This window comes from Umezawaea tangerina (assembly GCF_003002815.1).
In the GTDB taxonomy this organism is placed as follows: Bacteria; Actinomycetota; Actinomycetes; order Mycobacteriales; family Pseudonocardiaceae; genus Umezawaea; species Umezawaea tangerina.
Genome location: NZ_PVTF01000001.1, coordinates 1239810 through 1263516, shown reverse-complemented (window position 1 = coordinate 1263516; position 23707 = coordinate 1239810). Strand labels below are relative to the sequence as shown.

23 protein-coding genes and 1 other RNA gene are annotated in these 23707 nt (G+C 71.3%); 5 read left to right on the top strand and 19 right to left on the bottom strand.

Features of this window, described 5'->3' with window-relative positions; all coding sequences use genetic code 11:
* Positions 1 to 3 precede the first annotated feature (3 nt).
* Complete coding sequence (locus tag CLV43_RS06000; protein WP_211304224.1) at positions 4 to 843, top strand: alpha/beta fold hydrolase; 840 nt, start codon at positions 4 to 6, stop codon at positions 841 to 843.
* Here CLV43_RS06000 and CLV43_RS05995 read toward each other — a convergent pair.
* Entirely contained in the window at positions 821 to 1192 is a 372-nt protein-coding gene (locus tag CLV43_RS05995) for a VOC family protein (RefSeq protein ID WP_106185856.1), read from the bottom strand. The two genes, CLV43_RS06000 and CLV43_RS05995, sit on opposite strands and share 23 nt — an antisense overlap.
* Before the next feature lie 137 nt (positions 1193 to 1329).
* Between CLV43_RS05995 and panB the strand changes: the two genes are divergently transcribed.
* Positions 1330 to 2193, top strand: coding sequence for a 3-methyl-2-oxobutanoate hydroxymethyltransferase (gene panB / locus CLV43_RS05990; RefSeq protein ID WP_106185855.1), 864 nt, complete (start codon positions 1330 to 1332; stop codon positions 2191 to 2193).
* A gap of 5 nt (positions 2194 to 2198) precedes the next feature.
* Here panB and CLV43_RS05985 read toward each other — a convergent pair whose 3' ends face one another.
* From CLV43_RS05985 to CLV43_RS05935, 11 genes are all read right to left on the bottom strand, one after another.
* Entirely contained in the window at positions 2199 to 2927 is a 729-nt protein-coding gene (locus tag CLV43_RS05985; RefSeq protein WP_106185854.1) for a helical backbone metal receptor, read from the bottom strand.
* Positions 2927 to 3595 (bottom strand): NADPH-dependent F420 reductase, encoded by a 669-nt coding sequence (npdG, locus tag CLV43_RS05980; RefSeq protein WP_106185853.1) that lies wholly within the window; start codon positions 3593 to 3595, stop codon positions 2927 to 2929. Before npdG ends, CLV43_RS05985 begins: the two co-directional genes overlap by 1 nt.
* Positions 3596 to 3605: 10 nt before the next feature.
* Positions 3606 to 5015 carry an RNB domain-containing ribonuclease gene (locus CLV43_RS05975; RefSeq protein WP_425445725.1) on the bottom strand — a complete coding sequence of 470 codons (1410 nt, stop codon included), beginning with the start codon at positions 5013 to 5015 and terminating at the stop codon, positions 3606 to 3608.
* A gap of 23 nt (positions 5016 to 5038) precedes the next feature.
* Positions 5039 to 5227: a hypothetical protein gene (locus tag CLV43_RS05970; RefSeq protein WP_106185852.1), complete on the bottom strand. Its 189-nt coding sequence runs from the start codon at positions 5225 to 5227 to the stop codon at positions 5039 to 5041.
* 458 nt (positions 5228 to 5685) lie between these two features.
* On the bottom strand, positions 5686 to 6216 hold the full coding sequence (locus tag CLV43_RS05965) for a hypothetical protein (RefSeq protein WP_106185851.1): 531 nt from the start codon (positions 6214 to 6216) through the stop codon (positions 5686 to 5688).
* Between the two features lie 60 nt (positions 6217 to 6276).
* A complete protein-coding gene (locus tag CLV43_RS05960; protein ID WP_106185850.1) occupies positions 6277 to 7281 on the bottom strand; it encodes a C40 family peptidase in 1005 nt (334 codons plus the stop codon).
* 4 nt (positions 7282 to 7285) lie between these two features.
* The gene (locus CLV43_RS05955) at positions 7286 to 7888 is read right to left on the bottom strand and encodes a hypothetical protein (RefSeq protein WP_106185849.1); all 603 of its coding nucleotides are present in this window, start codon (positions 7886 to 7888) and stop codon (positions 7286 to 7288) included.
* Position 7889: 1 nt separating this feature from the next.
* Complete coding sequence (locus CLV43_RS05950; RefSeq protein ID WP_106185848.1) at positions 7890 to 9803, bottom strand: hypothetical protein; 1914 nt, start codon at positions 9801 to 9803, stop codon at positions 7890 to 7892.
* Positions 9800 to 12622 carry an ATP-binding protein gene (locus CLV43_RS05945; protein WP_245886150.1) on the bottom strand — a complete coding sequence of 941 codons (2823 nt, stop codon included), beginning with the start codon at positions 12620 to 12622 and terminating at the stop codon, positions 9800 to 9802. The genes CLV43_RS05950 and CLV43_RS05945 overlap by 4 nt, the downstream gene beginning before the upstream one ends.
* Before the next feature lie 19 nt (positions 12623 to 12641).
* Positions 12642 to 13151: a hypothetical protein gene (locus CLV43_RS05940; RefSeq protein WP_106185846.1), complete on the bottom strand. Its 510-nt coding sequence runs from the start codon at positions 13149 to 13151 to the stop codon at positions 12642 to 12644.
* 3 nt (positions 13152 to 13154) lie between these two features.
* The gene (locus tag CLV43_RS05935; RefSeq protein WP_106185845.1) at positions 13155 to 13439 is read right to left on the bottom strand and encodes a hypothetical protein; all 285 of its coding nucleotides are present in this window, start codon (positions 13437 to 13439) and stop codon (positions 13155 to 13157) included.
* Positions 13440 to 13820: 381 nt separating this feature from the next.
* Here CLV43_RS05935 and CLV43_RS05930 point away from each other — a divergent pair, with 381 nt between their 5' ends.
* Positions 13821 to 14165 (top strand): hypothetical protein, encoded by a 345-nt coding sequence (locus CLV43_RS05930; protein ID WP_106185844.1) that lies wholly within the window; start codon positions 13821 to 13823, stop codon positions 14163 to 14165.
* A gap of 526 nt (positions 14166 to 14691) precedes the next feature.
* Here CLV43_RS05930 and rnpB read toward each other — a convergent pair.
* Positions 14692 to 15087, bottom strand: an RNA gene (gene rnpB / locus CLV43_RS05925) — RNase P RNA component class A.
* A gap of 394 nt (positions 15088 to 15481) precedes the next feature.
* On the opposite strand from rnpB, the gene ssuE reads away from it, so the two are divergent.
* Complete coding sequence (gene ssuE, locus CLV43_RS05920; protein ID WP_106185843.1) at positions 15482 to 16057, top strand: NADPH-dependent FMN reductase; 576 nt, start codon at positions 15482 to 15484, stop codon at positions 16055 to 16057.
* 206 nt (positions 16058 to 16263) lie between these two features.
* Here ssuE and CLV43_RS05915 read toward each other — a convergent pair whose 3' ends face one another.
* From CLV43_RS05915 to CLV43_RS05895, 6 genes are all read right to left on the bottom strand, one after another.
* Positions 16264 to 17178, bottom strand: coding sequence for an SAM-dependent methyltransferase (locus tag CLV43_RS05915; RefSeq protein ID WP_106185842.1), 915 nt, complete (start codon positions 17176 to 17178; stop codon positions 16264 to 16266).
* A gap of 638 nt (positions 17179 to 17816) precedes the next feature.
* On the bottom strand, positions 17817 to 18902 hold the full coding sequence (locus CLV43_RS48410; protein WP_211304223.1) for a bifunctional RNase H/acid phosphatase: 1086 nt from the start codon (positions 18900 to 18902) through the stop codon (positions 17817 to 17819).
* Positions 18899 to 19636: a zinc ribbon domain-containing protein gene (locus CLV43_RS48405; protein WP_211304222.1), complete on the bottom strand. Its 738-nt coding sequence runs from the start codon at positions 19634 to 19636 to the stop codon at positions 18899 to 18901. The genes CLV43_RS48410 and CLV43_RS48405 overlap by 4 nt, the downstream gene beginning before the upstream one ends.
* The gene (locus CLV43_RS05905; RefSeq protein WP_106185841.1) at positions 19633 to 20790 is read right to left on the bottom strand and encodes a Nif3-like dinuclear metal center hexameric protein; all 1158 of its coding nucleotides are present in this window, start codon (positions 20788 to 20790) and stop codon (positions 19633 to 19635) included. The genes CLV43_RS48405 and CLV43_RS05905 overlap by 4 nt, the downstream gene beginning before the upstream one ends.
* The gene (gene cobC, locus CLV43_RS05900) at positions 20787 to 21827 is read right to left on the bottom strand and encodes an Rv2231c family histidinol phosphate aminotransferase CobC (RefSeq protein WP_106185840.1); all 1041 of its coding nucleotides are present in this window, start codon (positions 21825 to 21827) and stop codon (positions 20787 to 20789) included. The genes CLV43_RS05905 and cobC overlap by 4 nt, the downstream gene beginning before the upstream one ends.
* 42 nt (positions 21828 to 21869) lie before the next feature.
* On the bottom strand, positions 21870 to 22856 hold the full coding sequence (locus CLV43_RS05895) for a polyprenyl synthetase family protein (RefSeq protein ID WP_106185839.1): 987 nt from the start codon (positions 22854 to 22856) through the stop codon (positions 21870 to 21872).
* A gap of 53 nt (positions 22857 to 22909) precedes the next feature.
* Here CLV43_RS05895 and CLV43_RS05890 point away from each other — a divergent pair, with 53 nt between their 5' ends.
* The gene (locus CLV43_RS05890; RefSeq protein ID WP_106185838.1) at positions 22910 to 23365 is read left to right on the top strand and encodes a low molecular weight protein-tyrosine-phosphatase; all 456 of its coding nucleotides are present in this window, start codon (positions 22910 to 22912) and stop codon (positions 23363 to 23365) included.
* Positions 23366 to 23707 lie beyond the last annotated feature (342 nt).

Genomic DNA, 23707 nt, shown 5'->3' with positions numbered 1-23707 from the left:
GTCGTGCGAACCACGATCACCACCGGAGCAGGCGGAGTGCACGTCACGTCGGCGGGTCTGGCCACCGACCCCGTGGTCGTGCTCAGCTCCGGCCTCGGCGGGGCCTGGTTCGACTGGTCTGCCACGGTAGCCCTGCTGGCCGGGCACGCGCGGGTCGTGGTCTTCGATCGACCCGGAACGGGCGACAGCGACCCGACCTCGGCCGACCCGACGCTGGCCCGCGAGGTGGAGGTGCTGGAGGCGGTGCTCGGCGACGCGCCGGACGCCGTCCTCGTCGGGCACTCGATGGCGACCATGCACGTGGAGGCGTTCGCCCGGCTGCACCCCGACCGGGTGCGCGCGCTGGTGCTGCTCGACCCCGACCCGGAGTCGCCGGGCGCGGGGCGGCCGTTCGACCTGTCCGCGGTCGTCGCCCGGTGGCTGCAGCGGCTCGTGCCGCGCGGGGCCGGGGCGGCGTTCGTGCGCAGGCACGGGCACCTGGTGCGGCGCTGGGCGGTCGAGGGGGCGACGCTGGCCAGGTTCGACCCGGCACCGGAGGCGCTGGTCAAGGACGTGTACCGGCGCCCGCACGTGGCCAGGGCCGTGCTCGCCGAGCTGGCCGCCTACCCCGACCAGGTCGCCGACCTGGACGACCTGCGAGCGACGCACCCGCTGCCGGAGGTGCCGTTCGACGTGCTGACCGCGGGCCGCAGGCTGTGGCCGGAGCACGCGGCGCTCGCCCGGTTGGCGCCGTGGGGCCGCAACGTGCTCGTGCCGGGGAGCAGGCACATGATCCCGGTGGACCGCCCGGACGCCGTGGCGATGGCGGTCCGCGACGCGCTCAGGGCGTCACGCGCCGCCTGAGCAGGCAGAACTCGTTGCCCTCCGGGTCGGCGAGGACGATCCAGCGGACCCCGCCCTGGCCGATGTCGACGCGCTTGGCGCCCAGCGCGAGCAGCCGCTCCAGCTCGGCGGCCTGGTCGCGGTCGGTGGAGTTGACGTCGACGTGCATCCGGAGCTTCTGCTTCTTCGGCTCCTTGACGCGGTTGAGCACGAGCGTGATCCGGTCCTCCGGCGCCTGGTCGGCCCGGCCGATCTCGATGCCGTCCGGGTCCCGGTCCAGGACCTGGTAGCCGAGCACGCCGCACCAGAAGTCGGCCAGCTTGTCCGGGTCCGCGCAGTCGAGGACGAGTTCGGTGATGCGGCAGGCCATGGCACCCCCTCGAGTGGTGTGAGGCTACTCGCACACCCTGCCAAGAGGCCCCCTTCGGTGTCACGCTTGTGACGTAACCGTGCAAACAGACCCGGGGACCCGCGACGAAGCGGGCGTCGAGGGAAGGACGGTCCACCATGACCTCTGCGGCCGAAGTAGCGGCGCCGTACGGAAACGGCCCCGCCCAGCAGTCCGGCCCACCCGCCAAGCGGGTGCGCATCCCCCACCTTCGCGAGATGAAGGAACGGGGTGAGCCGTGGCCCATGCTCACGGCCTACGACATGTACACCGCCGAGCTGTTCGACGAGGCGGGCATCCCCGTGCTGCTGGTCGGCGACTCGGCGTCGAACAACGTCTACGGGTACGAGACCTCGTTGCCGGTGACGGTCGACGAGCTGATCCCCCTGGTGCGCAGCGTCACCAAGTCGGTGAAGAAGGCGCTCGTCGTGGCAGACCTTCCGTTCGGCAGCTACCAGGTGTCGGTCGAGCAGGCCGTCGCCACCGCAGTCCGGTTCATGAAGGAGGGCCAGGCGCACGCGGTCAAGCTGGAGGGCGGCAAGCACTTCGCGCCGCACGTCCAGGCGATCGTGCGCGCGGGCATCCCGGTCATGGGCCACATCGGGTTCACGCCGCAGAGCGAGCACCAGCTCGGCGGGTACCGGGTGCAGGGCCGCCGGGAGTCGTTCGACGCCGTGGTCGAGGACGCCAAGGCCCTGGAGGAGGCGGGCGCGTTCGCGGTCGTGCTGGAGATGGTGACCTCCGAGGTCGCCAAGCAGATCACGCACGACCTGCACATCCCCACCGTCGGCATCGGCGCGGGACCGGACACCGACGCCCAGGTGCTGGTGTGGCAGGACATGATGGGGCTGCGCCGCGGCCGGGCGCCGAAGTTCGTCAAGCGCTACGCCGACATGGCGGGGCTGATGAGCGGTGCCGCGCAGGCGTTCGCCGCCGAGGTCCGCGGCCACCAGTTCCCCGGCCCGGAGCACACGTTCCACTGACCGCGTCAACGACGCAGTCGCAGCACCTCGCGCGCTTCCAGCAGTGAGGGCCCGTACCAGGTGAGGTGGCGCCCCGACACGAGCTCGCACCTCGTGCCGGGGAACGCCTCCGGTCCGTCGTCGGCGCTGAACGCGTACGGCTCGTCGGGCAGCACGACCAGCTCGGCGCCCTTCGCGCGGATGTCCTCCAGGGACGTTCGCGGGTAGCGCTCGGGGTCGTCGGCGTAGGCGTTCGCCACACCGAGCCTGCGCAGGACGTCACCCGCGAACGTGTCGCGGCCCAGCACGACCCACGGCCGCCGCCACACCGGGACCACCGCGGTCGTCCACACGGGCTCGACGTGCCGCCAGAGCTCCTCGGACCGGACGAGCCAGTCAGGTTCGACGTCCCACGCCGTCGCCAGCAGCCTGCGGATCGACGCGAGCGCCTGCGGGACGGTGGCGGGCGCGGCCGTGACCCACACCGCGATCCCGTTGGCGCGCAGGCGTTGCACGTCCTCGGCGCGGTTCTCCTCGACGTTGGCCAGGACGAGGTCCGGCTCCAGCGCGAGCACCCGGTCGACGTCCGGGTACTTCGAGCCGCCGACCCTGGCGGTGTCCACCGGGCAGTAGTCCGTCACACCGACCAGCGAGTCCTCGGGCACGGACTCGGTCAACGACGGCACCAGGCTGACGACCCGGCGGGGCCGGTCCGGGATGGGGACCGGCTCGCCGAGGTCGTCGACCGGGAGCATCAGATGTCGGTGATCTTCAGGCCCGCGTGGGCCTTGTAGCGGCGGTTGATGGCGATCAGGTTGGCCGTGAACGCCTCGACCTGGTGGGCGTTGCGCAACCGTCCACCGAAGACACCGCGGAAACCGGGCACGGTCTCGGCCAGTTCGCGCACGACGTCGGTCGCCTCGCGGTCGTCGCCGAGCACCAGGACGTCCATGTCGACCGACTCGATCGACAGGTCGGCCAGGGACACCGCGGAGACGTGGTGGAACGCCGCCGTGACGCGGGACTCCGGCAGCAGGGCGGCCGTCTGCTGCGCGGCGCTGCCCTCCTCCACGGCCAGCGCGAACGGGCCCTGCTTGTCGAAGCCGAGCGGGTTCACGCAGTCGATGACGATCTTGCCGACGAGCGCCTCGCGCAGCGACGCCACCAGCTCCGCGTGCCCGTCCCAGGGCACCGCGACGAGCACGACGTCCGCCTGCTCGGCGCAGCCGAGGTTGTCCGCCCCGGTGACGTGGTCCACACCGGCCAGGTCGCGCAGCTCCTCGGCGGTCTTCTCGGCCCGTTCGGCCGCGCGGGAGCCGATCACGACCTTCAGCCCCGCCTTGGCCCACCGCAGCGCGAGTCCCTTGCCCTGCGCGCCGGTACCACCCAGGACACCCACGGTCAGCTCACGAGTTGTAGTCACCGCACCATCTTCACACGCGTTCGAACGCGACCTTGCGACGAGCGGCGTCGGCCTGCACGAGCCGCACCCTGACCCGCTCGCCCTCGGGCAGGTCCTCGCCGGAGCAGCGGCCCATGACCGGCGGCTCCGGCACGAACACGTCCGCGCCGTTGCCCTCGGAGCGCAGCACGACCGCGTCGAACTCACTCCCGACCCGGTCCTCCATGACCCACGCCTCGACCTGGTCGAGGCAGGCCCGGTCGACCTTGCTCGCGAGCGAGTCCGACCCGCCCATCAGGCTCGGCAGCTCCGGCAGCGCCTTGAGCAGCCACTCCGGCACCTCGCGGCCCTCGGTCACGGCCAGGCAGACCTCGGTGGCGAACCGGTCGACCAGCCTGCGCAGCGGGGCCGTGACGTGGGCGTAGGAGGACGCGATGCCCGCGTGGGTGGCGATCTCCGGCACGGTGCCGTTGAAGGCGGTGTACCCGGCGCCGCGCAGCAGGCGGGTCGCGTCGACGAACAGCGCCAGCGACTCCGGTCGGGACGGGTCCAGCCCGGCCAGGAGCTTCGCGGGGCTGACACCGTCGGCCCACGGGACGTGCAGGGCCAGCGCGGAGCGCTTGAGGGCCTCGACGGCGCCCTCGTCGGCGTCGGGGAGCGTGCGGAGGATGCCGACGCGGGCGTCGAGCATGACCTTGGCGGCGGACATGCCGGTGAGCAGCGAGATCTCGGCGTTCCACGCGTCCACCTCGACCCGCGGCCGCAGCACCAGCTTCCAGCCCTCGCCGTCCGGGGCGATCTCCTGCTCCGGCAGCTGGAGCTCCACCGCGCCGCGGTCGAGCGCCCGTTCCCGGCGGAGACGGCCGAAGTCGGGCAGGGCCTCGATCGACGGGTGCATGGTGCCCGCGTCGATGGTGGCCTGCACGCCCTCGTAGTCGAACTGGGCGGTGGACCGGACCATCGCCCGGCGCACCCGCACGGACTCCGGCTCGCCGTCCGCGCCGCAGTCGAACGTCCACAGGACAGCGGGACGCGTCTGGGTCGGCAGGAGGCTGGCCGCGCCCTCGGAGAGCACGGTGGGGTGCAAGGGCACGTTGCCGTCGGGCAGGTACAGGGTCTGGCCGCGCTTGCGGACCTCGGCGTCCAGAGCACCACCGGGAACGACGAACGCGCCCACGTCCGCGATGGCGTAGTGCACCCGGAACCTCCCACCAGGACGGCGCTCGACCGCCAACGCCTGGTCGAGGTCCTTGGCACCAGGAGGGTCGATCGTGACCAGCGGAAGGTCAGTCGCGTCCTCCCGATCACCCGGCGCGCGGGAAACGGCTTGCTCTGCCTCGGCCAACGCGGCGGGCGGGAACTCCAGCGGCAACCCGAACTCGGTGCGGATCCCGCTGAAGTCCAGCTCGGCGCGACCGGTCCTGATCACCAAGGAGGCCACACCTGCACCTTAGCCGCGATCGATCAGTCGCCGTCCCATTTACGCGCCGCCTCATCGGCGGCGGCGGTCTTCTCACGGGCGATGTCGAGGGCACGGGAAGCAGTGGCCTCGTCGGGGTAGGGGCCCATGCGGTCACCGCCTCGACAGCCGACGCCGCGTTCGACGGTCTTGTGGGTGAGGCAGTAGTACCAGGCGTTCTCGTCGTCAGCCATGGGGTAAGGGTTTCATGCGCGGGGGTGCATGTCGATTTGGGAGAGGACCCCGCGGGGCCCGGCTGCCGGGTCGTTGTGTCACGGCCCTGGTGAAGCCCGGCCCCCGGTGCGCGATTGTCTCAATGCCCCACCCCTTCTTGTCAAGACGGTGAAGCTGTCTTGACAAGAAGGGGTGGGGCAGGAGGGCGCTGTTTATCGGGGGCGGAGGGGGATCTGGCTTCGCCAGCATCGGGCTCCGCCCGACTCGGGCATCGAGCTGCGCTCGACAGGGCATCCTCGGCTGCGCCGTTGGACAAGGCATCCGCGCTTCGCGGCGGACAGGGCATCGGCTGGCGCCGACGAGGCCCCAGGCGCTCCGCGCCGGATGCGCGGTGGCGGGCTGCGCCCAACGGGGTGGGGTGGGTGGGGTGGGTGGGGTGTCCGGCTCGCCGCCCTCGCTGTGTGTCGGCCTGGTCAGGTCACCATTGCGGGGCTTGTAAAGGGGCTTGGGTTTGTTGTTGGGGGGCTTGGAGTGGGAGGGGGCCGGAGGTGGGGTAGGGGGCTGGGAAGCCGCGGGGTGGGGTGTTCTGGTTGGCGTTCGCGTAAGAGGCGGGGATGGGGTCGGTGCAGGAGACCATGACGTTGCGGGACTCGGGGTTGGGGATGCGGCCGCCGTTGCGTTCGCGGTAGACGAGTTCGCCGTCGGAGTCGATCTCCATGATGGCGCCGACCTCGGCCAGCTGTTCCTCGTCCAGGTCGACGAGCTTCTCCAGCTTGGACGGGACCACGCGGTAGACGGGCCAGTTGAGGTGGGCGGCGTGGTGGTGCAGCTCCGCCAGGAGGTGGGCCATGTGCTGCTGCCAGGGCAGCGGCATGGACTCGACCAGGGAGCGCGGCAGGACCACGTAGGACTTGTCGACACCCGGTCTGGGGGTGGCCAGGTAGTCGCGCACCGGTGTCGTGGACGCGGGTGGCCCCACGGGACGCTGGATCGGATCAGGGGTGAACATTCGGCGCTCCCTCCTTGCCGGCTCGGCTTCGCCAGTCGCCGTGCCTGCCCTGCGACGGACCTAAACACCCGGCCTGACGGCCATGGGCATCAACTCGTAGTAGTCCCAGTTGATCTTGCTGATCTTCACCACGTCCCCGGTCTGCGGCGCGTGGATGTACTCGTCGTTGCCCAGGTACAGCGCGACGTGGTGCACGGTGACCGGGTCGGCCGGGTTGGTCGCCCAGAAGATCAGGTCGCCGGGCTGCGCCTCCTTGACCGGGAGGAAGGCGCCGCCGTGCATGTACTGGTCGTTGGCCACGCGCGGGAGCTGGATGTCGGCGGTCGCGAACGCCTTGACGAGGATGCCGGAGCAGTCCCACGCGTCCGGACCGTTGCCGCCCCACAGGTAGGGCTCGCCCAGCTGCTCCTTGGTGAACGCGATCGCCTTGGCCGCCGCCGAGGAGGCGGCCAGGATGTTGCCGTTGCTGGCCCCGCAGCCCGCCGGGTCGGCGACCTGGCCGAGGTCGCCGATCAGGAAGGCCGCCATGGCCTCCCAGGCGTGGTAGCGGTCGGGGAACGCCGACCGCTCGACGGCCTGCGCCGAGTCGCCGGGGCGCTTGGACGCCCAGTCCGGCACGGTGAGCAGCACGTCGTAGAACTTGTTGATCGCGTACACCGGGTCGATGACCTGGGCGGGCGAGCCCCAGCCCATGGACGGGCGCATCTGGAAGATGCCGAGGGAGTCGGCGTCGCCGTAGTTCAACGGGCGCAGACCGGACTCGGTCATGCCCGCCTGGATCGCGACCTGCCACGCGAGCGGCGGCAGCTGGCGCTCCTGACCGATGGAGATGATCTTGGCGACGACGCCGCGCTGCTCCTCGTTGAGGTTGCTGGCGTCGTTCTTGCCCTTGTCCGCGCCGCCCGCGTCCCACGGTCCGATGGCGGCGTTGCAGCTGACGTTGACGAGCCCGATGCCGCCCGCGGCGTTGTTGTTGTTCCCGACGACGGTGGTGATCCCGCTGGTGAGGACGATCGTGATCAGCACGGCCACGACCGCGGTCACCACCACGCCGAGCTTCACCATGCGGTCACTTCCTGTCGTACTTGTGCACGCGCCAGCCCTCCGGCAGCTTCACCACCGTCATGACGAGCGTGCCGCCACCCTTCAAGCCGACTTCGAAGACGACCGAGTCCTCGTGCGACTCGGTAGGACTGACCGCGCCCACCAGGGCCTCGGGGATGTTGGCCGGATCGACGGTCGCCATCCGGGGCAGCAGCTCGTCGCTGGTACTGGTCTTGAGCTTGTCAAGCCACTGCGCGTTCGTGATGCCCGCCGGATGGGTGACCCACGCGTCGGCCCAGTTCTCCGCCACGATCTGCGCGTCCGGCGCGACCGGGGCCGACGGCACCGTGGACGACGGGGGCGTCACCTTGGTGGGCAGCGAGATGGTCGGGACGCCCGTGGGCACCGTGCCGACCTGGCCGGGCAGCTGGGACGTGCTGGCCGCCGCGCCGTTCGTGGTGCCGCCGCCCTTGGCCCCCTTGGTGATCGCCGGGATGACGCTGCTGAACAGCATGATCACCACGGCCACGCCGACGATCGTCGCGATCAGGTGGTTGGGCGAGCGCAGCGGCCAGCCCCACAGGCGTCGGTAGACCGCCGCGCGGCCACGGTTGGTCCGGATCGGCATCTCAGTTGTCCCTGACTTCGAGCCCGCGCGACGGGCGGTAGATCACGTGCACCTGTCGTCCCGCGACGACCTCGGTCTCCGCCCGGCGCGGGCCGGGCACGACCGGGTTGTCCGCGATGCGGGCGAAGTTGTTGTTGTAGGCCGGGGTCCGCGACGGGACGAAGACCGCGTCCTCCTGCCGGTCCCACCCGCGGTCGGACGCCGGTGCCGTGTCCACGACCCGGCTGGACCGCCCGGACGGCAGCGCCGCGGCCGGTCCGCCGTAGCCGCGGGTCGGCAACGCGGGCGCTCCCGCACCGCCGGATCCCGACGACGACGGCAGCTGGGCGGGCCCGGAGCCGCGGTCGAGCCGGGTGGACGTGGCCATGACCGGGTTGTTCGCCTCGGGCCGGACGCGAGTGCGGTCGCGCTGCGGCGTGGGGTCGCCGTCCGGGTCGGTGTCGCGGACGGTGTCCCAGAACTCGTCCTGCGGGGTCGGCCCGGTGTCGGCCTTCTTGCCGCGCATCCGGGACAGCAGGCCGCCGCCCATCGGCAGCGCCCGGCTCGCCGACCCGACCGACATCTCCACCATCTGCCACATCCGGCGCAGCGGTTTGCCGATCATGAAGCAGACGACCGTGAGCATCAGCCCGAGCAGCGTCCTGGTCAGCAGCGACAGCCCGGTCGCGTTGAGGATCGCCTGCAGCAGGAGGGCGTGGGTGCCCGCCAGCACCGCGAGGATCAGCACGTTGAACACGGTGACCGCGGCGGCCCGACCGACCTGGCGCAGCAGGTCGTGGTGGATCAGCGCGACCAGGCCGATCAGCGGACCGGCCAGCGTCAGCACCCGCAGCAGCAGCTGGGCGAGCAGCACGGCGGCCTTCGCGAACAGCTGGAACAGCGAGAACGCGACGGCCTGGAGCATCGCGAGGAACCCCGCGCCCATCCGGCTGCCGTCGTCGCCGGTGAAGTAGCCCTTCACCGGTGCCATCGCCGGGTCCTTGGAGATGGCGATGTAGTCGGCCTTCTTCGCGTCCAGCGCCGCCTGGTCGCCGTCCTTGTGCTGGGCCAGCTCGTCGGTCGTCCACGCCTGCGCGTTGAGCAGGCGGGTGCCGAAGTCCTTCGCCTGCGGCGCGTCCGGCGTGCCGAACTCGCCGCGCAGCCAGCTCTGGTAGACGACGACGTCGTGCAGCTTGGAGGGCAGGACGTGCAGCGTGCCCTGGTCCTCCGGCGAGTCGATGAACCCCGCCTGGATCTCGGAGGTCTTGGTGACCAGCGTGCTGTCGAGCAGGCTGTAGAACTGGGGTAACGCGAGCGTCGAGGTCGCCAGCCACATCGCGGCCAGCGCCCACATGCCGCGTTTGCTGATCGTGGCGAGGTCGCCCTGCCAGATCTGCCGGAACATCAGGATCGCCAGCAGCAGCGCCACCAGGCCGAACCAGCGCAGGTAGACGTTGTCGTAGACCTTCTGGACGCCGGACTTCACCGCGTCGTCCAGCGGCACCAGCAGGCCGCGGCCCATGACGGTGTAGTGCAGGGCGTTCGTGGCGCCGACGATGTTCTTGCCGACGTTGAACATCTCGTTGCCGACCCAGGTCTCGATGACGCCGTTCGCGTTCGGCACCACCGTGCACTTCTCCTGGAACGTGTGCCACACCATGCCGGCGTAGCCGAAGTTCAGGTACGGCGTGTCCTTGAGGCCGTTGCCGATCGGCGGGTCGATCGCGCCGACCATGCCGGAGCCCGGCCGCTCGGGGTTGGGCGCCTCGCCGCACGCGGCCGCGTTCGCGACCGGCGCGCCGATGACGACCTGGAGCCCGACGATCGCCACGACCACGGCGAGCGAGCGCCACCGCCGCGGTCCCGGTTCGCGCTTGAAGAACCGCCGCGCTCGGAGCGCGGCGGCCAGGGCGAGGAGCACCAGGAGGAGCGTCATGCGGCGCCCTCCCTGCCCTTGCGGCGGTTGCCCCCTTCGCCATGTGTCGAGTCGACCAGGTCGTCGTCCACCAGCCCGACCTCCAGGTCGGCCGCCAGCTCGTCGTCGTAGTCGTCGGTGTGGTTGCGCTCGTTGTAGGTGAGCCGCTCCTCCAGCGGTGCGGACACCTCCACCGGGTCGCCCTCGGTGTGCCGCAGCGCGTCCGGCGTCGTGTCCAGGCCCTCGCGCAGGTGCGCCAGGTGGGGGCCGCTGAAGTCGATGCGGATCCGCTCCACGCCGCCCGCGCCGTCGCCGAAGATGAACTGGCGGGGCGCGCGGTCGCGCTCGGCGGCGTTGCGCACGCCACCGGGACGGCGGCCCAGGCTCGCCACGACCTGCTCGTACCCGGACCCGATCGGCACCTTGAGCAGCCGCAACGCGTCCGACTGCGCCTGGTCGTCGTCGAGCCTGCCGACGAACACCGAGTCGAGCAGGGTGACGAAGCCCTGGATCTTCAGGAAGTCGGCCGGGACCTGCGAGGACAGCAGCACGCGGACGTTCCACTTGCGCGAGTCGCGGGCGAAGCGGTTCATCAGCACGCGGCCGGTCGGCACCTCGGACAGGAAGAACGCCTCGTCGATCCAGACGCCCTTGCGGAGGTCCTTGGGGCGCTCGTAGATCGACCGCTGGGTGAGCCAGGCGGCCAGGTTCAGCATCTCGACGCCGAGGGACTCCGCGTCGGTCCAGTGCTCGCGGCCCACGTTGTCCTTGGGCAGGTTGAGGCCCGCCATGGTCAGCACCGTGAGCCGGTCGTCGCGCTGCTCGTCGTACGGGTCGGCGTTGCGCTCCGGGATGAGCAGCGACATGCGCTCGCGCATCTCGTCGAGGAAGTCCGCCACGACGACCGCGTGCTCGTGGTGCTCGCTGGCGTCGCGGCGCAGCGCCTCGAACACCTGGCCGGGGTGCGCGTCGAACCGGCCGCCGACCGTCCTGACCGCGCGCAGCAGCACGATCCGGGTCTGCGGCAGCTTCGCGACCTCGTAGGGCAGCAGGCCGCTGAGCACGTCCAGCACCAGCCGTCGGCGGGTCGCCGCGGCCAGCGCCTTCTCCCGGCGCCAGGCCCGCTCGGGGTCCTCGTCGTCGATGAAGTGCTCCAGCATCGGCTCGGCGACCACCCGGTAGGGGTTGAGGATGCCGGGCTGGGCGTTGAGCAGGTTGATCGGCCGCGCGTACGGCTTGAGCTCGGGCAGCTCGCACAGCGCCGCCAGCGGGCCGGACGGGTCGAGCAGCGTCCAGTGCGCCCCGGCGCGCAGCGTCTTGTAGACGATGCCGCCGCCGAGGAACGACTTGCCCGCGCCCAGGCCCGCGACCATGGCCGTCAGGCCCGAGGCGTCGCGCAGCTCCTGCGCCATCCACGGGTCCCAGGCGACCGGGCGGCGGGTGGCCGTGCAGGTCTCGCCCAGCAGGATGCCCCGCCGGTCGCCGACCTCGGCCGTGGCCGTCGGGACGGCCGAGGCCGCCCACAGCACCGAGCCGCGGCGCAGGTACGCGCCGCTCGACAGGGCCTCGCCGGGGATGAACTCCCTGGCGATGGCGTACTGCGCCTCGGGGTGCTCGATGGCCACCTTCGGTTTGTAGAGGTCCAGCAGCGACTGGGCCAGTCGGAGCGCGTCGCGCTCGGTCGGCCCGGACACCGCCAGGCGCCACCACGAGCGCACGCGGGTGCCCAGCGCGGTGAAGCCGGAGGTCATCTCGTCGTCGATGTCGAGCACGCGGGATGCCTGGCGCGCAAGGGACTGCGGCGGTTCCAGCTCGTGCTCGTCGGTGTAGTGCCGGACCTGCGACCGGACCTTGTTCATCTGGCGCTGAAGTTCACCCGAAACTTCCTCGGGTTTGCGCACGTAGATGCGGGCGGACCACTCCACGCTCGCGGGCAGGCGGTCGGCGCGCTGGACCCACGGGTCGTCGACCTCGGGGATCTGCAGGCCGTGCATCAGGCCCACGGTGAGCACCACGACGTGCCGCCGGATGCCCGCGTTCGACCCCGTGCGACCGCGGACGGTCACGGTGGGTGAGTACGGCTCCTGGTGGAAGTCCGCGGCGTCGGTGAAGCTGGCCAGGTCCTCCGGCTCCCACGGCGCGCCCGGCACGGCAGGCAGGTTGCGCGGGGCGGGCAGGCCCAGCGAGCACGACCGGTGCATCAGCCAGGACATCTCCTCGGCCGTGGCCGGGCGGCCCTCCAGACCGGCGGACCCGATCACCTGGTCGAGGTGGTCGACCTCGCTGTCCAACGCGACCAGCTCGGCGTCCACGGCGTCCGGGAAGACCTTGCGCAGCACCGGGGCGGCGCGCTCGACGGCGCGGTCCATCATGTTGCGGGTCTGCACCTGGACGCCCAGGTAGACCTCCTTCTCCGCCATCGAGCGGCCCATCAGCTGCTGCTGCTCGCCGACCATGTAGTCGTCGAACGACAGCGTGCCGGGGGTGTCCGGGAGGCGGCGCACCGCGTTGTGGACGTGCGCCTCGGCCCACATCCGGATCGGGTACGGGCGCGTGGTCACGCGCAGGTGCATCCAGCGGCCCTGGAGCTCCGCGTACTGGCCCGCGATGGCCGCGATGAGGTCCTGGCGCTGCGAGTCCGAGCGGAACGACCAGCGCTGCGGCGCGAGCTTGTACCAGGCGTACACCTCCTGGCCGGTGCGCAGCAGGTGGCCGTCGATGCTGCGGGCGGCGATCGACGGGGTGTAGCTCGGTATTACCTGCTCACCGGTCAGCCGTCGACCGCGCTTGCTGTACACCTTGCGGTCCGAGTGGTCCGCGGCGGCCGCGTGTTGGGCCACGTGAGCCGCGGAGCGTCGGTCACGGTCTCGCCGGCGTCCGAACACCGCGTACCTCCTTCTTACGGCCGCCTGACCGCCGTCGATTCTTCTGGGTCGTTGTCGAGACCTGGACGGTGGAAGCTGTGGAGCGTCTCGAACCCTTGCCCCGCTTCTTCTTCTCACGCCTGCGGGGGCGTTGGGGGTTGACCCGAATCCGGGCGGCGCTGGCCGCTCCTCCCACGCCGCTGGTGCGTTCGCGGGGGGCGATCAGTTCGCGGACCCACATGGCCATGGCGGCCGACAGGGGGCGCTCGTGGCTGATGCGCGCGCAGATGAAGCGCGTCAGCACGACCGTGATGATGAGGGCCCACGCGGTGGTGAAGAAGCTGAACCCGTACCCGAGCTGCCGTTCCACGGTCAGCACGAGCAGGAACACCGCGATGCCCACACCCCAGGCCACGTAGCGCGCACGCCAGGGGAAGGTCGCCTTGGGCGGGCCGAGCCAGACGGCGTCGACCCGGTAGACCTCGTCGTCAGTGCGTACCCGCACCCGTCAGCCTCCGGTGAACAGGCCAGCGATCCACGTGCCGATGTTCGCGCCGGCGTTCGTGGTCACGGCCAATCCGATGATCGCCAGCGCGACGATGACGCCACCGAGACGGCGCATGACGCCTGCGTTGTCGCCCTTGCCGCCACCGAGCCAGAGCAGGAGGACTGCGACGGTGAGGAGGAGCAGCGGTACCAGGTTGTTCAGGATCCAGTCGCGGATGCCTGTTGTGCCCAGGCCGCCGCCAGGCTGCTGCTGCTGCGCGAGTGTTACCAGGGCCATGGCGGTCATCTCGTACTCCTGAGTACGCCGAGCGACTCCGGGCGGGTCCGAGGGGTCCCGTCCGGGGCTTGCGCTAACGAGTAGAACACGTCTGCGACATGAGGTGTATCAGTCGCCGAGCGGTGCGTAGATCAAAAGCCGTTCCCCTCGTACTCGATTACGTCTAATCTGAACACGCACATCATGGGTGAGGGGATGTCGAAGATGAACCACCCAGGCCCGATTCTCCCGGTTGCCGGCATAGTTCACCCGAAAGCGAACTTGCGGGTCACGCACAGTGTGCACGACCACGGCCCCCTCGCTCGGTTGATCAGCTGATTGACCTGTTCGGCCGGACCACTCGCCCGAACGGGGGTGCGGTCCGAAGTCACGACTCGAGGAGGCTCGCCCATGACCCTGCCGCCCGAAACCGCGCCCGACACGGCCGCGGAGGTGAAGGAAATCACCGTCTCCACTGCCGAGCTGGGTACCGCAGAGGCTACCGGTGGGGACCGGCAAACCGGGCGGCGGGTGCAGCGGACGATCAACTTCGACAGCGAGGTCCTGGAACGCGCCCGAGCGGCCGCGACCTACCTGTCGGCCTACGAGCCCTCAGCCGGCGTCCGCAGCCTCGCCGACATCGTCAACCCCGCCGTCGAGGAGTACGTCGGCGAACTGGAACGCAAGTTCAACGACGGCACCCCGTTCCGCCCCGTATACCGAATGCCACCCGGCCGCCCGTCAAGGCGGGGCTAGCCCCACGCTCCAGTCGTCACGCGGGCCGGTGGCTGAGATACAGACAAGACCGGCTGGACTGGGCCGGAACCAGATCCAGGGGCGAGCACGAACTAGGACCGGATCGAACGAGGGCCAGAGCCGGGTCGAAGGCCGGGGCCAAACCAGAACTGGCCTTGAGCTAGACCTCGCACTGAAACCACCCGGAAATCACCTCACCGACCACAACCAAGCGGCCGACATTCCCAACCCACCACACCCAAAAAGCAGCCTTCATTTCCCCCGGAAGCACGCACCCGCCACGGAAGCACGCAACCGTGGTCGATTTTACTTGGGGTTTTTGGGCTTAGACTTGCGTCGGCGGGCAGGCTCTACCACCTGCCCTTTTTCGCCCGACGAAGCCCAAAAAGAGGGGCCCCAAGTCAAATCGACCACACCCACCCACGCAACCACCCAACACCCACCCAGCAACACCAAGCCAACACCGAACCAGCAACACCAAGCCAACACCGAACCAGCAACACCAAGCCAACACCAAGAAGAAGCGCGGACGAGCCGGCATATAAGCCGGATCCTGTTCACGGGCACCTCACGGCGCTCCGCTTGGCGGCCATCCATCTCGGCCTGCCGTTGCCGACAGGCTCTTGCGGCCTACCCGCAGGCATCGGGCGGGCAGCCCTCGATCGCCTGCGCAGGTGCCGAGGCACCCTCTTGGCCTTGCTCCGGGTGGGGTTTACCTAGCCGCCCCTGTCGCCAGGGGCGCTGGTGGTCTCTTACACCACCGTTTCACCCTTACCCCGGCTCACACCGGGGCGGTCTGTTTTCTGTGGCACTGTCCCGAGGGTCGCCCCTGGTTGCCGTTAACAACCACCCTGCCCTGTGGAGTCCGGACTTTCCTCGGCGACAGACGTGAATCCGTCGACGCGGCCGCCCTGCCGACTCATCCGCGGCACCAGCTTAGTGGGCGCGTCCCAGGCTGTGGAATCCGGGCCCGCGGCCTTGTTGCGGCAGGGCGTGGCTGGTCTACTCGATCCATGGCCGGAACCGGGGTGTTGACCCGTCGCCGCCACGTCGACTTCGGTCGGGTGGCCGCTTCCTTCTGTCGCACCTGATGACCTTCCCTTTCGCCGCACGGCTTTTCCCGTGCGTTGCCGCGGGTCTTCGCGGAGTCGGGTTCCGTCACGCGATTCGCGAGATCCGGACCGACGTCCCACGGGTTCCCCGACGGTTTCCACCAGCCGCACGGGCGGCCCCCGCCACCCCTGACACCGGTGGTGCCCGACGCACTTCGCGAGCGCCGGGCGCCGCCGGCCTCGCACGAACCGAGGTGCCACACCATGTCCACGATCCTCACCATCTCCGGCAGCCCCTCGGCGTCGGCACGGACCGGCGTCCTCGTCTCCTACGTCAACGCGAGACTGGTCGAGGCGGGCCATGAGGTGCACACGGTGCAGGTGCGGCAGCTGCCGACGTTGCCGCTGCTCACCGAGGACCTCAACGACCCGCGGATCGCCGACGCCGTCACCCGCGTCCTGAACGCCGACGGCATCGTCGTCGCGAGCCCGGTGTACCGCGCGGCCTACAGCGGGCTGGTCAAGGCGCTGCTCGACCTGCTGCCCAAGCGCGCCCTGCGCGGCCGCGCCGTCCTCCCGCTCGCCACCGGCGGCAGCCAGGGGTTCCTCGTCGCGATGGACTACGCCCTCAACCCGCTGCTCGCGAGCAAGGGCGCGGACCACGTCGTCCGCGGCGAGTTCGTCCTCGACAACCGCATCCGCCCCGAGCTCGGCGACGCCGCCCTGGATCCGGAGGCGGCACTGGCGGTGCTCGCGGCCACCGACCGGTTCACCTCTGCGCTGGCCGACGTGGGCTACCGGCGGCGCCGCGCCGCGACTCACCTGCGGCCCGCGGTGTGAGCGTGCCGGGGCGGGGGTCGCCCGGTCGGGATGGCCCCCCGAGTTCCAGGGTAGTGGCGGGGTCCGACAAAACGCGGTGACCAGGGGTTTTGCCGGTGTGGGGCGGCGTCGAGGTGGGGTGTGCGGGAGCGCTCGCAGGCCGGTTACCGCCGCTTTGCGGCGGTGCTTTGACTGGGTGGCTTAACGCAGTGCCCTGCCGCGGCGTCTTACCGGGTCTTGTCGAGGACGCCGTTGACGTAGAGCACGTCGCCCATGCGGAGTTCGTCGTCGCCGAGGGGGTGGAGGCCCGCGGCGGTGTAGAGGTCGCGGATGGTGGCGCTGGTGAGGGTCCAGCCGAGGGCGGTGAGGTAGGGGGCGGCCTCGTTGCGGGGGCCGAAGTAGCGCAGCTCGGCCATGTCGGTGTCGAAGCCGTGCTCGCGCCAGAGGGCGGAGATGCGGTCGAGGCCCTTCCTGGTCCGCTCCTCGTCGCCCGGTCGCGGGTTGGGCCTGCTTTCGGTGGCCACGCGGCTGCCCGGTGCGCTGAGCCGGGTGATGGTGTCGAGCAGGCGGTCCTGGGCGTCGGGCGGCAGGTAGCCGAGCAGGCCTTCGGCGCTCCACGCGGTGGGGATGGCCGGGTCGAAGCCCGCGGTGCGCAGGGTGGTGGGCCAGTCGTCGCGCAGGTCGACCGCGGCGACCCGGTGGTCGGCGGTCGGGGTTGCGCCGAGGTCGGCCAGGGTGCGGGTCTTGAACTCGACGACCGGGGGCTGGTCGACCTCGTACACGACGGTGCCCGCGGGCCAGGGCAGCCGGTACGCGCGCGAGTCCAGGCCCGAGGCCAGGATCACGGCCTGGGTGGTGCCCGCGGCCGTCGCTTCGAGGAAGAAGCGGTCGTAGAACGCGGTGCGCACCCTCGCCCCGTCGACCGCCACCCGCCCGACCAGCTCGTCGGGCGGCAGCTCACCGGACGCGAGCCGGGTCAGCAGGTCGATGCCTACGGCGCGGACGAGGGGTTCGGCGAACGGGTCGATGGGGGAACGGTCTTCACGGGTGGCGATCGCCCTGGTCGTCGCGGCCATGGTGGCGGTCGCGCCGACGCTGGACGCCAGGTCCCAGGTGTCGCCGTCCTGCCTGGTGGAAGCCATGTCCTGTCCCGTCGTGCTGCGGCTTGGTGGGCGTTGTTGAAGCGGGGTCCCCTGGTTGGGTGGGCCCCCGGATTCCATCTTGCCGGCGGGGTACGACAGTTGATCTTGGGGTGGGTTGGGGGTGGTGCTGTGGGAGGTGCTGGGGGTGGGGTTGTGCGGGGTTTCGATGCGCAGCGAGTCCCGTGCGTGGGGTGGCTCGGTGGGGGGTTGCGTGGTTCCGAGGCGTAGCGAGTCCCGTGCGTGGGGTGGCTCGGTGGGGGTTGCGTGGTTCCGAGGCGTAGCGAGTTCGCCTGGTGCGTGGCTGGGTGGGGGTTACGACCTGCGGTGGTGTGGTCGATTTGACTTGGGGCCCCTCTTTTTGGCCTCGTCGGGCGAAAAAGGGCAGGTGGTAGAGCCTGCCCGCCGACCAATTGTAGGCCCAAAAACCCCAAGTAAAATCGACCACGGTTGCGTGCTTTCGTTGCGTACCAGCGGCTTGCGCGGGTCGGGCGTTGAAAGCTGCGGGTTGCCTGCTTAGGTCCTCGCTGGCTTGCCTGGCTTGCGTGGCTTGCCCGGCTTGGTGCTCGCTGGCTTTGTCTGGCTTGTTGCTGGTTTGCTTGCCTTGCCTTGCCTTTCCTTGCCCGCCTCCCCCACCTGTCTCAGGTGAGGTGGGAGGTGTCGTTGACCAGGCGGACTGAGGCGTGGCCATCTGGGTAGAACTCGGTTACCGAGAGTGAGGCCAAGTCCAGGTGGAGGCGGAAAAGCAGTGATGGGCCTACGTCCAGGGCCATGCGCAGCAGCGTCTTGATTGGGGTGACGTGGCTGACGAGGACGAGGGTTTTGCCCTGGTGTTCGGTGATGAGGTTGTTGCGGGCGCGGCGGACGCGGTGGTGGACCTGGTCGAAGCTTTCGCCGTCGGGTGGGGCGACGGAGGTGTCGGAGAGCCACTTGCGGTGGGTGTCGGGGTCGCGGGTGGCGGCTTCGGTGAAGGTTAGGCCTTCCCAGGAGCCGAAGTCGGTTTCGATGAGGTCGTCCACGACGACGACGGTGGTGCCGAGGGCGGTGGCGACGGCTTCGGCGGTTTCGCGGGCGCGGTCGAGGGGGGAGCTGACGACGGCGGCGATGTCGTCGAGCTTGCCGAGGCGCTGGGCGGCGGCTGCGGCTTGGCGGCGGCCGGTCTCGGTGAGCGGTGGGTTGCCGCGGCCGGAGTAGCGGCGGGCCACCGACAGTTCGGTCTGGCCGTGGCGGAGCAGGTGGAAGCGGGTGGGGGTGCCGCTGGCGCCGGACCAGGAGGCGGGGGGCTGCTGTTGGGGGGACGTGTCGGGCTTGGGGGTGCCCGCCTGCTCGTCCATGGCCTGGTTGGCGAGGCGGTCGGCGTGCTTGTTGCGCTCGCGCGGGATCCACGTGTAGCTGATGCGGGCGAAGCCCCGCGCGAGTGAGCGGGCCTCCGCCGCCAGCGGCTGCATGGACGGGTGCTTGACCTGCCAGCGGCCGGACATCTGCTCGACGACGAGCTTCGAGTCCATCCTGGCCTCGACGTCGTCGGCCCCCAGCTCGGCGGCGGCGCGCAGGCCCGCGATGAGGCCCTGGTACTCGGCGACGTTGTTGGTCACGTGGCCGAGCCCGGCGAAGCGCTCGGCGAGCACCTCGCCGGTGAGCGCGTCGCGGACGACGGCGCCGTACCCGGCCGGGCCGGGGTTGCCGCGGGAGCCGCCGTCCGCCTCGATGACGACCTTGCGGGTCACAGGCCGGATTCCGCCGTGCGCACCATGATCGCGCCGCACTCCTCGCAGCGGACGACCTCGTCCGGCGCGGCCTCCTTGACCATCGAGAACGCGCTGCGGTCGAGCTCGATGCGGCACGCGCCGCACCGGCGGGAGCGCAGCAGCGCGGCGCCGATGCCCTTGTGCGCGCGGACCTTCTCGTACAGGGCGAGCAGGTCGGCCGGGAAGCCCGCGCCCGCCTTCTCGCGGTCGGCCTTGCGCTTGGCCTCGATGGAGTCGAGGTCGGCCAGCGTCGCGTCGCGGCGGCTGGCCGCGTCGGCCAGCGCGGCCTGCGACTTCTCCAGCTCGACGCGGGAGTGCTGCACGTCGGCCTCGACGGCCTCGCGGCGCTCCATCAGCTCCAGCAGGTCGTCCTCCAACGCGGACTGCCTGCGCTCCAGGGTCGCCAGCTCGTGCTCCAGCTCGGTGAGCTGCTTCGCGCCGACGGTGCCGCCCTGCATGAGCTTGCGGTCGCGCTCCTCGCGGGCGCGGACCTGGTCGATCTCGGTCTCCTGCCGCTTCACGTCGCGGTTGAGGTCGCCCAGGGTGGTCTCGATCGTGGTGAGCGCGTCCGTCTTCAGCCGCAGCTGCTTCTCCGCTTCGGCGATCTCGACGATCTCCGGCAGCGTGCGCCTGCGGTGGTCGACGCGCGAGAGTTCGGCATCGACCTCGGCGAGCGGGAGCAGCCTGCGCTGCACAGCGGGATCGGCCTTCATCTTTGGTTGGTCCTCCTGGTTCGGCTCGTCGCACCGACGGTCCACGGATCGGTTCGGCGGGTGGAGACGAGTACATCGACCGTACCGTCGAACGCGGCGCGCACGACGCCCGCCGCCTGCTCGCACCACGGCCACTCGCTGGCCCAGTGCGCGACGTCGACGAGCGCGGGCACGGCGTCGCCGCCCGCGGCGTGGTCGGACGCGGGGTGGTGGCGCAGGTCGGCGGTCACGAACGCGTCGACGCCCGCGGCGGTCGCGGTCTTGAGCAGGCTGTCGCCGGAGCCGCCGCTGACGGCGACCCGGTGGATCATGCGATCAGGATCACCCGACGCGCGCACGCCCTGCACCGTCTCGGGCAGGGCGTCGGCGACGCGCTGGGCGAACACGTGCAGCGGTTCGGGTTCGGGCAGGACGCCGACGCGGCCGAGTCCGGTGCGGGAGGGCAGGTCCGCCATCTCGTGGAGGTTCAGCGCGACCTCCTCGTACGGGTGGGCGGCGCGCAGCGCGTCGACGATCCTGGTGCGCAGCCGCCGTTCCAGCACGACCTCGACGCGGGTCTCGTCGACGTGCTCCAGCTCGCCGAGGGTGCCGACCGCGGGGTTCGCGCCGTCGACCGGGCGGAACTGGCCGGTGCCCGCCACGGTGAACGCGGCGTCGCGGTAGTCGCCGATCCGGCCCGCGCCCGCGGCGTGCAGGGCGGCGAGGACGTCGACGGCGTCGGCGTGCGGGACGAACGTGGTGAGCACGTCCAGCTCCGGCGCGGGGTTCGCGCTCAGCGGACCGGTCACGGTCAGGCCGATGGCCGCCGCGAGGGCGTCCGAGACACCGGGGTCGGCGACGTCGGCGTTGGTGTGCGCGCAGTACAGGGCGATGCCCGCGCGGATCAGCCGGTGCACCACGTGGCCCTTGGGGTCGTCCGCGGGCACGCCGGTGACGCCGCGCAGCAGCAGCGGGTGGTGCACGACGACGGCCTGGGCCCCGGTCTCGACCGCCTCGTCCACGACGGACTCGGTCGGGTCGACCGCGAACAGCACGCGGGTGACCTCCTCGGCCGGGTCCCCGCAGACGAGACCGACCGCGTCCCACGACTCGGCGGTGCGGGGCGGGTAGGCGGCCTCCAGGGCCGCGATCACCTGCCCGAGAGTGGTGGTCACCGTTCCTCCAGCGCGAGTCGTAGTGCGTCGACCAGGTGGTCGAACTCCCCCGGTGGCCGGGTGGCGACCCGGAGGTGGTCGGTGGTCAGGCCGGGGAACGTGTCGCCGCGGCGCACGGCGATCCCCTTGTCCCGCAACACCTCCCGCACCCGTTCGCCGCCCGGTACGCGGAGCAGGAGGAACGGCGCCCTCGGCGGCACGACGACGAGGTCGGCCAGCGCGGCGGCGGCGTGCGCGGTGTGCGGCAGGGTCCGCTCGGCGACCGCGCGGGCCTCGGCGACGGCGGCGGGCTCGCAGCACGCGGTCACGGCCTCCAGCACCAGGCTGCCGACCGGCCACTGTGGACGGTGGCGGGCGATCCGGGCCAGCAGCGCGGGATCGCCGAGCAGGTAGCCCGCGCGCAGCCCCGCCAGGCCCCACGTCTTGGTCAGGCTGCGCAGCACCAGCAGCCCCGGCAGCCGCTCCCCCGCCAGCGACTCCGGTTCGCCCGGCGCGGTGTCGGCGAACGCCTCGTCCACCACCAGCACCCGCCCCGGCCGGACGAGCTCGCGCAGCGCGGAGGCGTTGTGCAGCACGGAGGTCGGGTTCGTCGGGTTGCCGACCACCACCAGGTCCGCGGCCTCCGGCACCAGCTCGGGCCGCAGCGCGTACCCGTCCTCGGGCCGCAGCAGCACCCGGTGCACCGGGACGCCCGCGTCGACCAGCGCGACCTCGGGCTCGGTGAACGACGGGTGCACCACGGCGGCGAGCCGCGGCTCCAGCACGGGCAGCAGCGCGAACCCCTCGGCGGCGCCGGCGAGCACGAGCACCTCGTCCGGCGTGCGCCCGTGGCGCTCGGCCACCGTCCGGCGCGCGGTGAGGTCCGCGAGGTCCGTGGGGTACCGGCCGAGGTCGTCCAAGGCGGCGACCAGCCGGTCGCGCAGCCACGCGGGCGGGCGCGGCACGCGCACGTTCACGGCGAAGTCGACGAGGCCGGGAGCGGCGTCGACGTCCCCGTGGTGGCGCAGGAGGGCGCGCTCGGTGTCCAGGCTGGTCATCACCTGGAATTCTAGTGCGCCGGGCACGCCGCCCCGACCACGTCAGGCGATGAGGGTGGCCGCCCAGTCCAGGTAGGCCCCCGGCAGTTCGCGCAGGATGTCGGCCGTCTCCGACGAGGGCAGCACGGGCAGCGCCGCGACGGTCTGCCGGGCCAGGTTGCGGCAGTAGCCCAGGGTGTCCTCGACCAGCGACCCGCGCCGCAGCACCGCCAGCACCTCGGCCACCCGGTCGTCGTCCGGGTCGCGGACCAGCAGCGCGCGCAGCTCCGGGTCCATCGCCCTGAGCAGCGGGAACGTGTAGACGCCCTGCCGCAGGTCGGTGCCGACCGGCTTGCCCAGCCGCAACCGGGTCGACGCCAGGTCCAGCAGGTCGTCGAGGATCTGGAACAGCAGCCCGAAGCTCGCGCCGTACTCCGCCATCCGCGTCGTCGTCACCTCGTCGGCGTCCGCGCAGTGCGCCGCCAGCACGCAGCCGACCCGGAACAGGGCCCCGGTCTTGAGCGCGATCGAGCGCAGCGCGTCGTCCGGCGACCGGTCCGGGTTGTGCAGGTCGAGCACCTCCAGCACCTGGCCCTCGACCAGGTCGGCGACCGCCGCCGCCAGCTGCTCCGCGGCGAACGGGGAGATCTCCCGCAGCGCGACCTGGCTGGCGCGGGCCAGCATGAAGTCGCCGACCAGCACCGCCGGACCGGGACCCCAGTCCGCGTTCACGGTCCTGACCCCGCGCCGCTCGGTGGCGTTGTCCATCAGGTCGTCGTGCACCAGCGACCCGGCGTGCAGCACCTCCACGCACGCGGCGGACGTGACGGCCTTGTCGGTGACGCTGCCCCGCATGGCCAGCGCGCCGGCGAGGATCAGGACGGACCGCAAGCGCTTGCCGCCCGCCGCGGTGATGCGGCCGGAGAACTCGTTCACGATCGGGAGGGAGGACGAGGTCGCCATCCGGCGGATCTCGTCCTCCACGCGCGGCAGTGCCCGCGCCAGGGCCGGGATCGACAAGCCGGTGGTCGGAGCGGTCGTGGTGGACACGTCGCGATCGTCTCGCGGGCGAGCTTAGAGGCCGCTGAGATTAGGGTCGGGGCATGCATGTGACCTTCGTCTGCACGGGCAACATCTGCCGTTCTCCGGTGGCCGCGATCGTGTTCCGGGAGCACCTTCGGCGGGCCGGGCTGGAGGACGTGGTGGAGGTGTCCAGCGCGGGGACCGGCGGGTGGCACGTCGGGGACGCGGCCGACCACCGGGCGGCCCGGTCGCTGGTGGAGGCGGGGTACCCGGCCGAGCACGTGGCGGCGCAGGTCGGGGAGCTGCACCTGGGGGCGGACCTGCTGGTGGCGCTGGACTCGGGGCACGCGAGGGAGCTGCGGAGGCTGTCGGGGGATCCGGACCGGGTGCGGTTGTTGAGGTCGTTCGACCCGGAGGCGGACGGGGTGGACGTGCCGGATCCGTACTACGGGGGGAAGGAGGGGTTCGACGAGGTGTTGGGGATGACGGAGGCGGCCGTGCCGGGGTTGATGGATTGGGTCAGGGAGCGGTTGTGAGGGTGGGGGTTTGAGCCTCCGCGCTTGGCAAGTGATGGGCTTGTTCCTCGACGTCGGGTCTGATTGGCAGCTGCTCGAAACCGGGTGTCGCTGCGGTGGATTCCGGGGGTGTCGCTAGCCGCGGACTCCGGGGGTGTCGCTACAGCGGACCTAGGTGCGGTCGGCTTGACTTGGGGCCCCTTTTTTGGGCTTCGTCGGGCGAAAAAGGGCAGGTGGTAGAGCCTGCCCGCCGACTCATTGTAAGCCCAAAAACCCCAAGTCAAGCCGACCGCACGAGCGGACGAGCATGCTCGCTTCCAGCTGGGTTGGGTCTTTGTGTTTGTGTTTGTCTTTGTCTTTTTC